Annotated in this window: 13 protein-coding genes; 9 read left to right on the top strand and 4 right to left on the bottom strand. The window is 72.8% G+C overall.

The window, feature by feature from the left end:
- The first annotated feature begins 62 nt into the window (after positions 1 to 62).
- The 3 genes from ABD811_RS43310 to ABD811_RS43300 all read left to right on the top strand — a co-directional run bounded on the left by ABD811_RS43310 (position 63) and on the right by ABD811_RS43300 (position 5,093).
- Positions 63 to 2,432 (top strand): penicillin-binding protein, encoded by a 2,370-nt coding sequence (locus ABD811_RS43310; protein ID WP_344959539.1) that lies wholly within the window; start codon positions 63 to 65, stop codon positions 2,430 to 2,432.
- Positions 2,433 to 2,495: 63 nt separating this feature from the next.
- Entirely contained in the window at positions 2,496 to 4,352 is a 1,857-nt protein-coding gene (gene nhaA / locus ABD811_RS43305) for a Na+/H+ antiporter NhaA (protein ID WP_344959538.1), read from the top strand.
- 210 nt (positions 4,353 to 4,562) lie between these two features.
- Positions 4,563 to 5,093 (top strand): RICIN domain-containing protein, encoded by a 531-nt coding sequence (locus tag ABD811_RS43300; protein ID WP_344959536.1) that lies wholly within the window; start codon positions 4,563 to 4,565, stop codon positions 5,091 to 5,093.
- A gap of 81 nt (positions 5,094 to 5,174) precedes the next feature.
- Here ABD811_RS43300 and ABD811_RS43295 read toward each other — a convergent pair whose 3' ends face one another.
- From ABD811_RS43295 to ABD811_RS43285, 3 genes are read right to left on the bottom strand one after another with little or no spacing between them, the layout of a single operon-like run.
- A complete protein-coding gene (locus tag ABD811_RS43295) occupies positions 5,175 to 6,065 on the bottom strand; it encodes an ABC transporter permease (protein WP_344959534.1) in 891 nt (296 codons plus the stop codon).
- Complete coding sequence (locus tag ABD811_RS43290) at positions 6,055 to 6,864, bottom strand: ABC transporter ATP-binding protein (protein ID WP_344959532.1); 810 nt, start codon at positions 6,862 to 6,864, stop codon at positions 6,055 to 6,057. Before ABD811_RS43290 ends, ABD811_RS43295 begins: the two co-directional genes overlap by 11 nt.
- Positions 6,861 to 7,931 carry an ABC transporter substrate-binding protein gene (locus ABD811_RS43285; RefSeq protein WP_344959530.1) on the bottom strand — a complete coding sequence of 357 codons (1,071 nt, stop codon included), beginning with the start codon at positions 7,929 to 7,931 and terminating at the stop codon, positions 6,861 to 6,863. The genes ABD811_RS43290 and ABD811_RS43285 overlap by 4 nt, the downstream gene beginning before the upstream one ends.
- A 200-nt stretch (positions 7,932 to 8,131) precedes the next feature.
- On the opposite strand from ABD811_RS43285, the gene eno reads away from it, so the two are divergent.
- The 4 genes from eno to ABD811_RS43265 are packed head-to-tail and all read left to right on the top strand — an operon-like array spanning position 8,132 to position 11,453.
- Positions 8,132 to 9,415 (top strand): phosphopyruvate hydratase, encoded by a 1,284-nt coding sequence (gene eno / locus ABD811_RS43280; RefSeq protein ID WP_344959528.1) that lies wholly within the window; start codon positions 8,132 to 8,134, stop codon positions 9,413 to 9,415.
- 20 nt (positions 9,416 to 9,435) lie between these two features.
- The gene (locus tag ABD811_RS43275; protein ID WP_344959526.1) at positions 9,436 to 9,867 is read left to right on the top strand and encodes an FtsB family cell division protein; all 432 of its coding nucleotides are present in this window, start codon (positions 9,436 to 9,438) and stop codon (positions 9,865 to 9,867) included.
- A gap of 54 nt (positions 9,868 to 9,921) precedes the next feature.
- The gene (locus ABD811_RS43270; protein ID WP_344959524.1) at positions 9,922 to 10,518 is read left to right on the top strand and encodes a DUF501 domain-containing protein; all 597 of its coding nucleotides are present in this window, start codon (positions 9,922 to 9,924) and stop codon (positions 10,516 to 10,518) included.
- The gene (locus ABD811_RS43265) at positions 10,515 to 11,453 is read left to right on the top strand and encodes a Ppx/GppA phosphatase family protein (protein ID WP_344959522.1); all 939 of its coding nucleotides are present in this window, start codon (positions 10,515 to 10,517) and stop codon (positions 11,451 to 11,453) included. Before ABD811_RS43270 ends, ABD811_RS43265 begins: the two co-directional genes overlap by 4 nt.
- Here the strand turns inward: ABD811_RS43265 and ABD811_RS43260 are convergent.
- Entirely contained in the window at positions 11,450 to 12,199 is a 750-nt protein-coding gene (locus ABD811_RS43260; protein WP_344959520.1) for a DUF2510 domain-containing protein, read from the bottom strand. The two genes, ABD811_RS43265 and ABD811_RS43260, sit on opposite strands and share 4 nt — an antisense overlap.
- A 125-nt stretch (positions 12,200 to 12,324) precedes the next feature.
- Here ABD811_RS43260 and ABD811_RS43255 point away from each other — a divergent pair, with 125 nt between their 5' ends.
- Positions 12,325 to 13,173: a uracil-DNA glycosylase gene (locus tag ABD811_RS43255; RefSeq protein WP_344959518.1), complete on the top strand. Its 849-nt coding sequence runs from the start codon at positions 12,325 to 12,327 to the stop codon at positions 13,171 to 13,173.
- 176 nt (positions 13,174 to 13,349) lie between these two features.
- A complete protein-coding gene (locus ABD811_RS43250) occupies positions 13,350 to 14,708 on the top strand; it encodes an NAD(P)/FAD-dependent oxidoreductase (RefSeq protein ID WP_344959516.1) in 1,359 nt (452 codons plus the stop codon).
- The last annotated feature ends 117 nt before the right edge of the window (positions 14,709 to 14,825 follow it).

Below are 14,825 nucleotides of genomic sequence, written 5' to 3'. Positions count from 1 at the left end.
CGCCGCCGGACGAGATCCGTCGGGGGGTGGTGGGCCGCGATCCCCCCGTCTACTCTTGGCCCGTGCTGGGAGGGTCACGCGACGGCGCCGCCGCGAGCAGAACCGCGGCGCGGATGCGCGCCGTCCGGCACCTGGGCGGGCTCGGCGCCCTGGCGGGCGTGCTGGTCGCGCTGATGCTGCTGCCCACCGCGTGCGGCGCGGGGCTCGGCGCCCGCGACGCCGCCCGCTGGTTCCAGGAGGAGCCGGACGACCTGGACGTGTCGGACGTGCCGCAGCGGTCCCGGATCCTGGCGGCCGACGGCTCGCTGATCGCCACGTTCTTCTACCAGAACCGGGTGGACGTGCGGCTGGACCAGATCGCGCCGATCGCCCGCCGCGCCGTGCTGGCCATCGAGGACAGCCGGTTCTACGAGCACGGCGCCCTGGACTCCCAGGGCACGCTGCGGGCGCTGGCCAGCAACCTGTCGTCCGGCGAGGTCACCCAGGGCGGCTCGGGCATCACCCAGCAGTACGTCAAGAACCTGCTGATCACCCAGGCCGACACCGCCGAGGAGCAGCGCGCCGCCCAGGAGATCAGCGCCGCCCGCAAGATCCGCGAACTGCGGTACGCGGTGGCGCTGGAGAAGCGGTTCTCCAAGGACGAGATCCTGCGCCGCTACCTCAACATCGCCTACTTCGGCGACGGCGCGTACGGCATCGAGGCGGCGTCCCGGCACTACTTCGGCAAGCCCGCGGTCAGGCTCGACCTGGCCGAGGCGGCGCTGCTGGCCGGGGTGATCCGCTACCCGCACGCCTACGACCCGATCCGCCACCCGAAGGCCGCGCGCGAACGCCGCGACGTGGTGCTGCGCCGCATGGCCGAGCTGAACTGGATCGACCGGGCCGCCGCCGAGGCCGCCGCGCGCGAGCCCCTCGGCCTGCGCGTCAAGCGGACCCGCGGCGGCTGCGTGGTCAGCAAGGCGCCGTTCTTCTGCGACTACGTGCAGCGCGAGATCCTCACCAACCCGGTGTTCGGCAGGACGGCCAAGGCCCGCGAACGGCTGCTCAAGCGCGGCGGCCTGACCATCCGCACCACCCTCGACCCGCAGACGCAGCGGGCCGCGCAGCGCGCCGTCGACCGGCACGTCCCCCCGAAGAACTCCGCCCGCAAGGCCGCCGCCGAGGCGCTCGTCGAGCCCGGCACCGGCGAGATCAAGGGCATGGCCGTCGACCGCAAGCTCGGCTCGGACCGCGAGCGCGGCAAGACCTGGATCAACTTCGCCGCCGACGCCAGCCACGGCTCCAGCATCGGCATGCAGGCCGGGTCGACGTTCAAGGTGTTCACGCTGGCCGCCGCGCTCGACGAGGACATGCCGTTCGGCACCCGCCTGATGGCGCCGCGCTACTACACGCCGACCGGGTATCGCGACTGCAAGGGCCGCCGCGTCGGCGACACCAAGCCGCTGCGCAACGCCGCCGACGGCGAGGGCGGCCGTGAGTTCAGCCTGGTCACCGGCACCCACCACTCGGTCAACACGTTCTTTCTGGCGCTGCAGCGCCGGGTCGGGCTGTGCGACACGGTGAAGATGGCCGAGAAGCTCGGCATGCGGCAGGCCAACGGCAAGCCGCTGGAGCAGTACCCCTCGTTCACCCTGGGCTTCAATCCGGTGTCGCCGGTGCGGCTGGCCGCGGCCTACGCCGCGTTCGGGGCCCGCGGCCGCTACTGCCGGCCGATCGCCATCAAGAAGATCACCGATGGGCAGGGCCGGGAGCTGAGGGTGCCGCGCGCCCACTGCGAGCAGGTGCTGGACGAGGGCGTCGCCGACGCGGTCAACCACGTGCTGCGCGGCGTGCTGACCAAGGGCACCGCGCGCGGGCAGGGCATCGGCCGTCCCGCCGCGGGCAAGACCGGCACCGTCGACAACTTCTCCGCCGCCTGGTTCGCCGGGTACACGCCCGACCTGGCCGCGGCGGTGTGGGTGGGCGACCCGCGCGGCGGCTACAAGCACCCGATGACGAACCTGTGCATGGACGGCCGCTGCTACGGCGCGGTGTACGGGGCGACGCTCCCCGCGCCGATCTGGCGCGACACCATGGCCGGCGCGCTGGCCGGACGTCCCGCCACCCCGTTCGAGCGGCCCCCGGCCCACTACTTCAGCCGCGGCAGCGGCGAGATCGACCGGGCCCCCGACGTGCGGGGCATGTCGCTGGGCGCCGCGTTCTCCCGGCTCCGCGAGGCCGGCTTCCGGGCCCGCATGGGGTCGTTCGTCCGGTCCGACCGGTACCCGGCGGGGACGGTGGCGAGCATGTCGACCGCCTCCGACGGCACCATCATCCTGCACATCAGCCGCGGCGGCGACCGCCCGCGCTCCGACCCCACGCCGACCCCCGACCCCGAGCCGCCCCCCGGCCCCGACCGGGACGTCGCCGACCCTCCCGGAACAACCCCCTGACATGCGAGGTTGTACCGCGCGGCTGCGATGATTCGGGGCGAGACGCGGGATGAGGATTCGGATTTGAGCGAGATTTCGATCGCCGCACGCGCGGTGCCGCCGGGGCTGCGTTCGTTCCTGCGCACGGAGGTGGGCGGCACCAGCGTGCTGCTGGCCGCGACGCTCGCCGGGCTGCTGTGGGCCAACTCCCCGTTCGGGGACACCTACGAGACGTTCTGGCACACCGAGCTGGCGGCGCGGATCGGCGGCCACACCGTCGCCCTGGACCTGCGGCACGTGGTCAACGACGGGCTGATGGCGCTGTTCTTCTTCGTCATCGGCCTGGAGATCAGCCGTGAGGTCCGCATCGGCCAGCTGCGCGACCGCCGCATGATCGCCGTGCCCGCGGTGGCCGCGCTCGGCGGGATGGCGGTCCCCGCGCTGATCTACACCGCGTTCAACGCGGGCGGCCCCGGCGCCGGCGGCTGGGGCATCCCGCTGGCCAGCGACACCGCGTTCGTCCTCGGCCTGCTGGCGGTGATCGGCACCCGCTGTCCCGAGCCGCTGCGCGCCTTCCTGCTCACCCTCGCCGTGGTCGACGACATCGGCGCGATCCTGGTCGTCGCGGTCTTCTACACCGAGTCGCTGTCGATCACCGCGCTGGCGGTCGCCGTGCTGCTCACCGGGCTGATCGTCGCGGCCCGCTGGCTGCGGTTCTGGCGCGCGCCCGCCTACCTGCTGCTCGGGTTCGGCGTGTGGGCCGCCATGCTGGAGAGCGGCGTGCACCCGACCCTCGCGGGCATCCTGCTCGGCGCCCTGGTCGTGGTGTACGCGCCCAGCGGGCACAAGATGCTGCGCGCGAACGAGCTGCTGCGGGAGCTGGCGCGAGACCCGAGCCCCGAGCTGGCCATCGAGGCGAGCCGCACCGTCCAGCGCACCGTCTCGGTGAACGAGCGGCTGCAGCTGCTGCTGCACCCCTGGACCAGCTACGTCATCGTGCCGATCTTCGCGCTGGCCAACGCGGGCGTCCGCCTGGACGGCGACACCCTGCGCGCCGCCGCCACCTCGCCCGTCACCATCGGCGTGGCGGTCGGCCTGCTGGCCGGCAAGTTCGTCGGGATCGCCCTCGGCACCTGGCTGCCGCTTCGGTTCAACTGGGGTGTCCTGCCCGGCAGCCTGGTGTGGGGGCAGGCGCTCGGCGGCGCGGCCGTGTCCGGCATCGGCTTCACGGTCTCGCTGTTCGTCACCGACCTGGCGTTCGCCGACGACCCGGCGCTGCAGAGCCAGGCCAAGATCGGCATCCTGGCCGGGTCGCTGCTGGCGGCCGGGTTCGGCTGGCTGGTCTTCCGCATGGCCTGGGACCGCGGCGCCGTCTGCGCGCCCCCGTCCCGCGAGGCCCAGATCCCCGTGGAGGTCGAGCCGCTGCCGCCGGTCACCGACGCCGACCACGTCCGCGGCCCGATGGACGCGCCGGTCACCCTGGTCGAGTACGGCGACTACGAGTGCCCGTACTGCGGCCGTGCCCACCCCGTCCTGGAGGAGCTGCGCGAACGCTTCGGCGACCGGCTGCGGGTCGTGTTCCGCCATTTCCCCCTGTCGGAGCTGCACCCGCGCGCGATGGCCGCCGCCCTCACCGCCGAGTCCGCCGCCGACCACGGCCGGTTCTGGGACATGCACGACACCCTGTTCCGCAACCAGCTCGCCCTGTCCGACGCCGACCTGAACTCCTACGCCGAGTCGATGGGCGTCCCGCTGTGGAGCGACGTCGAACGCCACCGCCACCGCGTCATGTCCGACATGGAGGGCGGCGAACGCAGCGGTGTGGGCGGCACCCCCACGTTCTTCATCAACGGCGAACTCTACGAAGGCCGCCATGACGCGCCCTCGATGTCCGCCGCCATCGACGCCGCGCTCAGAGAGCAGACCGGCGACCGCCACTGAGACCGGGGCCCGAGCCCCGGACGCCGCCCCGCGCGGGGACTGCGGGCCGCCGTGTGGCTGCTGTGGCTGGGCGGGCAGGTGGGGATTCGCTATCGCCGGCGCAAGAGGGTTGTGTCCAATTCCCTCTTGAACACCATCGGCGACTACATGATTACTTTAGGTAGTCCGACGTGGATCGGACGCGACATCCATCCACCTGAGAGGTGTGCCATGCGTTTCCCCCTCACGGCGCGACACGGTCTGCCGACCGCTGCCCTGCTCGCCCTCGTCGCCCCCCTGATGGCGTCCACCCCCGCCGAGGCCGCGTCCGCGGGCCGGCTGCAGGACTCCGAACGCGGAAGAATCGTGACACTGCATGACAAGTGTCTGGACGTCCGCGGCGGCGACTCCGACGACGGCACCCCGGTCATCCAGTACCGGTGCCGCGGCACGGCCAACCAGCGGTTCCGGCTGGTGTCCACCGACCGCGGCCGCTACCAGATCCGCACCCTGCACAACAAGTGCCTGGACGTCAGCGGCGCGAGCTCCGCGGACGGCACCTCGCTCATCCAGTACCGGTGCCGTGGCACGGCCAACCAGAAGTTCTGGCTGCGGCCGGTCGGCTCCGGCCGCTACGAAATGCGCACCCTGCACGACAAGTGCCTGGACGTGCACGGCCAGAGCGCCTCGAACGGCGCCCCGGTCATCCAGTACCGGTGCCACGGCACGGCCAACCAGCGGTTCCGCTTCGAGCGCGTCTAGCGTCCACAACGGCGCGCACCCATCCGGCTGACCGGCCGAACCGGCGGGGCGGGGCCAGCGTGCCCCGCCCCGCGGGCCGGGTCAGTCGTTGTCCATGCCCCAGCGGGTGCGCAGGGCGCGGTCGGCGACGCCGAACAGCTGGTCGATGACGATCCCGATGATCAGAATGACGATCATGTAGGAGATCATGTCGGCGGTGTTGTTCAGCTCGCGGGCCTGCGACAGCAGCACGCCCAGCGACGTGGTGTCGCCGATGATCACCAGCAGCTCGCCCGCCATCAGGCTGCGCCAGGCGAACGCCCAGCCCTGCTTGAGCCCGGCCACGAACGACGGCAGCGAGGCGGGCAGGATCAGGTGCCGGTACAGCAGCAGCCCGCGCAGGCCGAGCACCTTGCCCGCGCGCAGCAGGATCGGCGGCGTGTAGTCGACGCCCGCGATCAGCCCGTTGGCGATGGACGGGGCCGCGCCCAGCACCACCACGAACAGGATCGCGCTCTCGCTGAGCTGGAACAGCAGGATGGCCAGCGGGAACCAGGCGATCGACGGCATCGTCTGCAGCCCGGTGATCAGCGACCCGAACGCGCGGCGCAGGATGCGGAACTGCGACACCAGCGCGCCGACCAGCACGCCGATCACGATGGACAGCGCGAACCCGACCACCGCGCGCTGCATGGTCAGCGCGACGGCCTCCCAGAACCGGCCGCTGGTGATCTGGTCCCAGAACACCGGCAGGGTGTCGGCGGGCCCGGGCAGCACCCACGGGTCCTTCCAGCCGCTCCACACCACCGCCTGCCAGAACAGCACCGCGATGACCACGGCCGTGACCATGGGCCAGGCCGCCGACCACAGCCGCGACAGCGGGCCGCGCCCGGCGCCGGCGGCCAGTTCCAGCGCGTCCAGCCCGGCGATCTGCCGCCGCAGCGCCGGGTCGTCGGCCGGGTCGGGCGCGTTCGTACGGGTCTCAACCGCCATGACGGCCGACCTCCTCGCGCAGCCGGTCGGTGATCTGGCCGGCCAGCGCCGCGACGGGGGCGGCGTCGATGCGGCGGGGGCGCTCGATCTCGACCGGGAACTCCTTCACGACCTTGCCGGGACGGCTGCTGAGCAGCACCACCCGGTCGCCGAGCCGGACGGCCTCGCGCACGTTGTGGGTGACGAACAGCACGGTCAGCCCGCGTTCGCGCCAGATCCGCTCGATCTCGTCGTGCAGCAGGTCGCGGGTCATCGCGTCCAGGGCGCCGAACGGCTCGTCCATCAGCAGCAGGGTGCCCTGGCCGCTGTCGGTCTCGTCCACCGTGAGGGCCAGGGCGCGGGCCAGCGCGACCCGCTGGCGCATGCCGCCCGACAGCTGGTGCGGGCGCTTCTTCTCGAACCCGCTCAGGTGCACCGAGGCCAGCAGCGCCGCGGCCCGCTCCCGCCGCTCGGCCCGCGGCACGCCGCGCATCTTGAGCGCCAGCTCGATGTTGGCGGTGACGTTCAGCCACGGGAACAGCGCGGGCTCCTGGAACATCAGCGCGACCCGGGCGCCGCCGATGTCGATGCTGCCCGAGGTCGGCTGCTCCAGGTCGGCGACCAGGTTGAGCAGGGTGCTCTTGCCGCAGCCGGACGCGCCGAGCAGGCACACGAACTCGCCGGGCGTCACGTCCAGGGAGACGCCGTCGAGCGCGAGCAGGGCCGCGTCACCGGTTCCGAACGCTTTGGACACGCCACTCAGCCGGACCGCCGCGGGCGCGGGGGTCCGGCTGGGGGCGGCCGTGACGGCCTCTGTCATTTGTCGCTGACCTGTGCCTTTCCGCTCGCCTTGAGGACCTCGTTGAGAGGCCCGAGGTCGTAGATGCCGTCCAGGTTCACCGGCTCCAGCAGGCCGACCTCCTCGGCGTGCCGGGCGCCCTGGGTGAGGGAGGAGGCGACCGGGTCGGTGGTGAAGGTGATCTCCTTGAACGCGGAGTCGAGGATCTCCGGCTTGAGCGGCTTGCCGCTGAGCTTGGTGAGCTGCTCGTTGACGGCCTTCTTGGCGTCGTCCGGGTTGTTGTTGATCAGGTCGGTGGCCTCGACCACGCCCTGCAGCAGCTTCTTGACCTGCTCGGGGTGCTCCTTGGCGTAGTCCTGCCGGACGATCAGGTTGGTCACCACGAACTTGCCGCCGGGCCACAGCGACGCCTCGTTCAGCAGCCGCTTGCCCTTGTTCTCCAGGATCAGCCGGGACGCGAACGGCTCGGGCACCCAGGCGCCGTCGATGGAGCCCTGCGCGAAGGTCTGCAGGGTCTGCGCGTTCTCCTGCGGGACGATCTTGACGTCGCCGCTGCCGTCCTTGTTGGCGGTCAGGCCCTGGCTCTTGAGGTAGTGGCGCACCGCCACGTCCTGGGTGTTGCCGAGCTGCGGCGTGGCGATCTTCTTGCCGCGCAGGTCCTGGATGGACTTGATCTCCGGCTTGACCACCAGCGACGCCCCGCCGGAGGCGGCGCCCGAGATGACCTTGATGGCCTTGCCGTGCGACCTGGCCCAGGCGTTGATGGTCGGGTTCGGCCCGACGAACGTGGCGTCCACCGCGCCGGAGAACACCGCCTCGACCGCGGACGGGCCGGCGTTGAACGTGGAGGTGCGCGGCGCGGTGCCCAGGTGCTTGGCGAAGATGCCGCGCTGCACGCCGACCAGGGCGGTGGCGTGGGTGATGTTGGGGAAGTACCCCAGCCGCAGCGGCGCCGCCGCGCCGCCGGAGCCGCCGCCCTCGTCGTCGCCACAGGCGCTGAGCGTCCCGGCGCCGAGCAGCACGGCCAGGGCGGCCGTGGCGAGCCGACGGGGCAGCCCCCGGTGGGACGAACGAAGTGTGCGACGCATGTCCAAGATCCCTACTAAATAAGTGGGTTTGACCTGGACAGTAGATAAGGTAGGTAATGCTTTCGTCAAGTCTCGGGCGCGGGACGGACGCGTCACACTCGGCCTTTCCCGGCCACCCCCGTGTCCGTTGGATGATGGACAGAGCGCATCGATAGGCTCAGGGGGCAAGTCGACCGCACCGTAGATCAGGGGAGATGCCCGTGTCGTCGATCGAGGCCGTCCTCGCCCGGGAGATCCTGGACTCCCGCGGCAACCCGACCGTCGAGGTCGAGGTGCTGCTCGCCGACGGGACCGAGGCGCGTGCCGCGGTGCCCAGCGGCGCGTCCACCGGCCAGTTCGAGGCCGTCGAGCTGCGCGACGGCGGTGAGCGCTACGGCGGCAAAGGCGTCCGGAACGCGGTCAAGGCCGTCAACGAGACCATCGACGAGAAGCTGGTCGGCATCCCCGCCGCCGACCAGCGGCTCATCGACCAGCTGCTGATCGACCTGGACGGCACGCCCGGCAAGTCCAAGCTGGGCGCCAACGCCATCCTCGGCGTCAGCCTGGCGGTGGCCAAGGCCGCCGCAGAGTCGGCCGGTCTGCCGCTGTTCCGCTACGTAGGCGGGCCCAACGCGCACCTGCTGCCGGTGCCGATGATGAACATCCTCAACGGCGGCGCGCACGCCGACACCAACGTCGACGTGCAGGAGTTCATGATCGCGCCGATCGGCGCGGGCACCTTCGCCGAGGCGCTGCGCTGGGGCGCCGAGACCTACCACGCCCTCAAGGCCGTGCTCAAGGGCCGCGGCCTGGCCACCGGCCTGGGCGACGAGGGCGGCTTCGCCCCCGACCTGCCCAGCAACCGCGAGGCGCTGGACCTGATCATGGAGGCGATCGGCCGGGCCGGGTTCACCCCGGGCCGCGACATCGCGCTGGCCCTGGACGTGGCCGCCACCGAGTTCCACGCCGACGGCGTCTACGCCTTCGAGGGCGGCAAGCGCTCGGCCGACGAGATGGCCGCCTACTACGGCGAGCTGCTGGCGTCCTACCCGCTGGTGTCCATCGAGGACCCGCTCGGCGAGGAGGACTGGGACGGCTGGAAGGCCCTCACCGACGCCGTCGGCGACAAGGTGCAGCTCGTCGGCGACGACCTGTTCGTCACCAACCCCGAGCGGCTGGCCCGCGGCATCGACGGCCGCACCGCCAACGCGCTGCTGGTCAAGGTCAACCAGATCGGCACCCTCACCGAGACCCTGGACGCGGTGTCGCTCGCCCAGACCAACGGCTACCGCTGCATGATGAGCCACCGGTCCGGCGAGACCGAGGACACCACCATCGCCGACCTGGCCGTGGCGACCAACTGCGGCCAGATCAAGACCGGCGCGCCCGCCCGCAGCGACCGCGTCGCCAAGTACAACCAGCTGCTGCGCATCGAGGACCTGCTGGACGACGCCGCCCGCTACGCCGGCGCCGCCGCCTTCCCGCGGTTCTCCTGGGAGGGCTGAGCGCGGACGGGGAGGCTGCGGTGGCCCGTCGGCGGGACGACGAGGGCGGCGAGGAGCGCGCGCGCCCCGGCCGCAGGGGCGGCACGGCGCTGACCGGCCGTGCCGCCATCCTGGCGGTCGTCATGTGCGCCATCGCGCTCAGCCTCGCCTATCCGGTGCGCGAGTACGTCGCGCAGCGCCAGGAGATCGCCGAGCTCAAGCAGCAGGAGCGGGTCGCGCGCCGTGAGGTGGCCCAGCTCGAACAGCGCAAGCGGCAGCTCGGCGACAAGTCGTACATTGAGCGGGAGGCCAAGCGGCGCCTGCACTACTGCATGCCGGGGGAACGCTGCTACATCGTCCTGGACGGTGGCGGCGGCGAGCGGCAGCAGTCCAGGCCCGCCGACGCCACGCGCAAGGAGCCGTGGTACGTCACGCTCTGGCGGTCGGTCGAGGAGGCCGACCGTCCGCGCTGAGCCCCGGCGGCGGGCCGGACGGACGGGACGGGCCCCGCGGCGGGGGGAGACTCGGTGGGGGAGAAGAAGATCGACGAACGCGACCGGGCCGCGGTGGCGGCCCAGCTGCGGCGCGAGCCGCGCGGCCTGCGCCGGGTGGCCTACCGCTGCCCCTGCGGGCTGCCCGCCGTGATCGAGACGGCGCCTCGGCTGCCGGACGGCACGCCGTTCCCCACGCTGTTCTACCTGACCTGCCCGAAGGCGGCCTCGGCCATCGGCACGCTGGAGGGCGGCGGGATCATGCGGACGATGCAGGGGCGGCTGGCCGACGAGCCGGGGCTGCGCGCCGAGTACGCCGCCGCCCACGACGACTACCTGCGGCGCCGCGACGAGGCGGCGCGCGAGGAGGGCGTCGAGCCGCTGCCGCCCGGCACGCAGAGCGCCGGCGGCATGCCCGAGCGGGTCAAGTGCCTGCACGCCCTGGTCGCGCACGAGCTGGCCGTTCCGGGCGCCAACCCGTTCGGCCGCGAGGCCCTGGAGGAGCTGCCCGAGTGGTGGCGCTCCGGCCCCTGCGTGAGCTGCGCGGCGCCCGAAACGCCCCATGACAAGGCCTCCGGTACGGTTCCCGGGACGGCTCCCGAACAGGACGACATGGAAGGCAGTGATCAGTGACACGCGTCGCCGCCATCGACTGCGGGACCAACTCGGTCCGCCTGCTGATCGCCGACGTCGTGCCCGACGGGCCGTCCGGCGAGGGCACCCTGACCGACGTGGAACGCCGCATGGAGATCGTGCGCCTCGGCGAGGGCGTCGACCGCACCGGCCGCCTGGCGCCCGAGGCCCTGGCGCGCACGTTCGCGGCGATGCGCGGCTACCAGGAGCTCATCGAGCGGCACGGCGCGGGGAAGGTGCGCGTGGTGGCCACCAGCGCGACCCGCGACGCGGCCAACCGCGACGAGTTCACCGGCGGCGTCGTCGACATCTTCGGCGTGGTCCCGGAGGTGATCACCGGCGACGAGGAGGCCGAGCTGTCGTTCATCGGCGCCACCCGCGAGCTGGCGGCGCTGCGTCCAGCCCGGCCCTACCTGGTGGTCGACATCGGCGGCGGCTCCACCGAGTTCGTCCTGGGCGGCTCGGCGGTGCAGGCGGCCCGGTCGGTCGACATCGGCTGCGTCCGGATGACCGAGCGGCACCTGCGCGACGGCGACCCGCCCTCGCCCGAGCAGATCAGCGCGGCCGCCGCCGACATCGACGCCGCCCTGGACACGGTGCGCGAGACCGTCCCGGTGGACGAGGCGCGCACGCTGGTCGGGCTGGCGGGCTCGGTCACCACGGTCGCCGGCATCGCGCTCGGGCTGCCGGAGTACGACTCGTCCCGCATCCACGGGTCCCGCATCACCGCCGCGCAGGTGCACGAGGTGACCCGCGACCTGCTGCACGCCACCCGCGCCGAACGCGCCGCGATCGGCGTCATGCACCCGGGCCGGGTCGACGTGATCGGCGCGGGCGCGCTCATCCTGGACCGGATCATGCGCGAGTACGGCTTCGGCGCCGTGGTGGTCAGCGAGCACGACATCCTCGACGGCATCGCCTGGTCCCTCGCCTAGGAGCCGCCCGCCGGGCGGGGCTGGTACCGGGTGGGCCGGAGGCCGGCGAGCAGATCGGGGATCAGTACGGCGTTCGGGTTCTGCCGGGGCACGTAGAGAACGGGCGTGCCGCCGTCGGACTGCTGGATCCACACCCGGCCGGCGTCCACCACCGCGCCGGAGATCTCCGCCCAGCTCAGCGACACGTGGGTGCCGCGCACCCCGCCCGGATGCACGGTGAGGCCCTCGGCGACGTCCACCGGGTGGCCCGCGCGCACCCGTCCGGCCAGCTCGGCCACCAGGCGCGGCTCGGCGCGGCGGCGGCACCGGTCGACCAGCCTCGTCCAGATCGCCTCGGCCTCGCGCTCGGGGAACAGCGTGGAGTCGAGCACCACCTCGACGCGCGGCCCGCCGCGGAACGGGTGCCGGCCGACCTGCAAGACCCAGACGACGGCGGAGGCGGCCCCCGGGTCGGCGGCGGGCATGCCGGTCGTCCAGTAGGCCACCCACTCCACCTGGGACCAGGCCAGCGCGTCGGCGCCGTAGGAGATCACGTCGTCGTCGGCGTGCAGCGGGACGCCGCGCAGATTCACGTCCAGCGGGGCGGCGTAGGCCGCCGGGGCGGTCTGGAGGGCGCCCCGCCCGGGCTCGTAGGGGCGTGCGGACTCCGGCGGCCGGGGGTTGACGTGGCGGGTCCAGTTCCGGCCGTCCCACCAGCGCAGGCTCGCGGTGCCATAGGGGTCGGGATACCAGCCTGGTTGCGACAAGGCATGCCTCCGCGTCTGACGGCCGCGCCGGACACCGCCTCCCCGACCGGCGTGTCGCATCGTATCGACACCGGCCGCACCGGTGAGGTACCGGGGCGGCGTGCCTCGCGTGGCAGGATCGTGCCATGACCAGCCCGCACGACCCCGGCGGAGGTTCGTCCCCCCGGGCCCGGTTCGTCCCTCCCGGAACGGGGTGGCCGGAGGACCCCGCCGCCCCAGACACCCCCGTCGCGCACACCGCCGAGGAGGTTGCCGAACTGGCGGAGAAGGCGCCCGACCTGGCCGAGCTGTGCGCCCGCCAGTCGGTGTGCCGCGCCTGCGACCGGCTCGTCGAGTGGCGGGAACGCGTCGCGGTCGAGCGGCGCCGGGCGTTCGCCGACCAGGAGTACTGGGGACGGCCGGTGCCGGGATGGGGCGACCCCGAGCCGCGCGTGCTGATCGTCGGCCTGGCCCCGGCCGCCCACGGCGGCAACCGCACGGGGCGGATCTTCACCGGCGACCGGTCCGGCGACTGGCTGTTCGCGTCCCTGCACCGCGTCGGCCTGGCCGCGCGGCCCACCAGCGTCCACGCGGGCGACGGGCAGCGGCTGCTGGGCGCGCGGGTGGCCGCCACCGTGCGCTGCGCCCCGCCCGACAACAAGCCCACGCCCGCCGAACGCGCCGCCTGCCTGCCGTGGCTGGCGCGCGAGGTCGCCGAGGCGGCGCCCACCGTCCGCTGTGTCGTCGCGCTCGGCGGGTACGCCTGGCAGGGCGTGTGGCCCGCGCTCAAGCAGGCCGGATACGGGCTGCCCCGCCCCCGTCCGCCGTTCGGGCACGGCAAGCGGGTGGAACTGGGCCCGCCGGGAGGCTCGGGTCCCGCCGTGACGCTGCTCGGCTGCTACCACCCCAGCCAGCAGAACACGTTCACGGGCCGGGTCACCGAGGAGATGCTGGACGCGGTGTTCGCCGAGGCCCGGTCGCTGGCCGGGCTCTGACCTTCGGAGAACGCGCATCGGGCAGAGCCGCCCCCGTTGGACCCTGCCCGATGCCGCGAGACCGCCGTTGCGGCGATACATCCATATAGATGCTGGATTGAGGCCTGAGGTTCGGCATGTCGTGAGTGCTGGCCCGTATCGCGTGATCTGAACAGATCCGTGGGTACCGCTGCCGTATGTCTGCTGTGTCTATCCCGGACGGTGCCAAGCGGATCGTCATCGTCGGCGGCGGCTACGTCGGCATGTACACCGCGCTGCGGCTGCAACGCAGGCTGCGCGCACGGCTGCGCCGGCACGAGATCGTCATCACGGTGATCAATCCGCACTCCTACATGACCTACCAGCCGTTCCTGCCGGAGGCCGCGGCCGGGAACCTGGAGCCGCGGCACGTGGTCGCGCCGCTGCGCAAGATGCTCAGACGGTGCCGGATCGTGATCGGCAACGTGACGGAGATCTCACACGCCCGGCGGTGCGTGTCGGTCTGCCCGGCCGGCGCGGAGACCGTCCCGAACGGCCTGGTCGAGCTGCCGTACGACTACCTCGTGGTGGCCGCCGGGTCGATCTCCCGTACCCTGCCCATCCCCGGGCTGGCCGAGTGCGGCATCGGCTTCAAGACCGTCGAGGAAGCGATCTACCTGCGCAACCACGTGCTGCGCCAGCTCGACATCGCCGCGTCCGTACGCGACCCGAGGGCCCGCCAGCGCGCGCTGACCTTCGTGTTCGTCGGCGGCGGCTTCGCGGGCGTGGAGGCGCTCGGCGAGCTGGAGGACATGGCCCGCGACGCCTGCCGCTGGTATCCCAGCCTGGACCCACGCGAGATGCGCTGGATCCTCGTCGAGGCCACCGACCGCATCCTGCCCGAGGTCGGCCCCGAGATGGGCCGCTGGACGATCGAGGCGCTGCGCCGCCGCGGCATCGAGGTCCGGCTGAAGACGCTGCTGAAGTCCGCCGAGGACCGGCACATCGTGCTCAGCGACGGCGAGGAGTTCGACGCCGGGACCCTGGTGTGGACGGCGGGCGTCAAACCGCACCCGGTCGTGCGCGACAGCGACCTGCCCGTCGACGACAAGGGCCGGCTGAAGGCCACCGCCGAGCTGACCGTCGAGGGCGTGCCGCACGTCTACACCGCGGGCGACAACGCCGCCGTGCCCGACCTGACCTCGGTGGGCGACTACACCGCGCCCAACGCCCAGCACGCGGTGCGGCAGGCCAAGCGCCTGGCCGACAACGTCATCGCCGACCTGCGCGGGACGCCGCGCAAGCCGTACATCCACAAGTACGTCGGCTCGGTGGCCGGCCTCGGCCTGCACAAGGGCGTGGCGAACGTCTACGGCATCAAGCTCAAGGGCCGCCTCGCCTGGTTCCTGCACCGGACCTACCATCTGTCTCGAATGCCGACGGTGAACCGTAAGATTCGGATCACCGGCGACTGGACGCTCGCGGCGTTCTTCCGGCGGGAGATCGTCTCGCTCGGCGCGCTGCAGGCTCCGCGCAAGGAGTTCGAGCTGGCGGCCGGTCGACGGCACACCGAGTGAACGCGGGCCCGCCGGACCGGCCGGGGCCGTGTCCGACCGGCGATGAGGCACCGTGGGGGGCACACTCGGTGACGCGGACGGCACCGTGAGGGGAGGCGCGCCGGGCATGCGCGGTGG

This window comes from Actinomadura miaoliensis (assembly GCF_039536785.1).
GTDB lineage: Bacteria > Actinomycetota > Actinomycetes > Streptosporangiales > Streptosporangiaceae > Spirillospora > Spirillospora miaoliensis.
The sequence above is the reverse complement of the archived record's forward strand: the minus strand, read 5'-3'. Positions and strand labels throughout refer to the sequence as shown.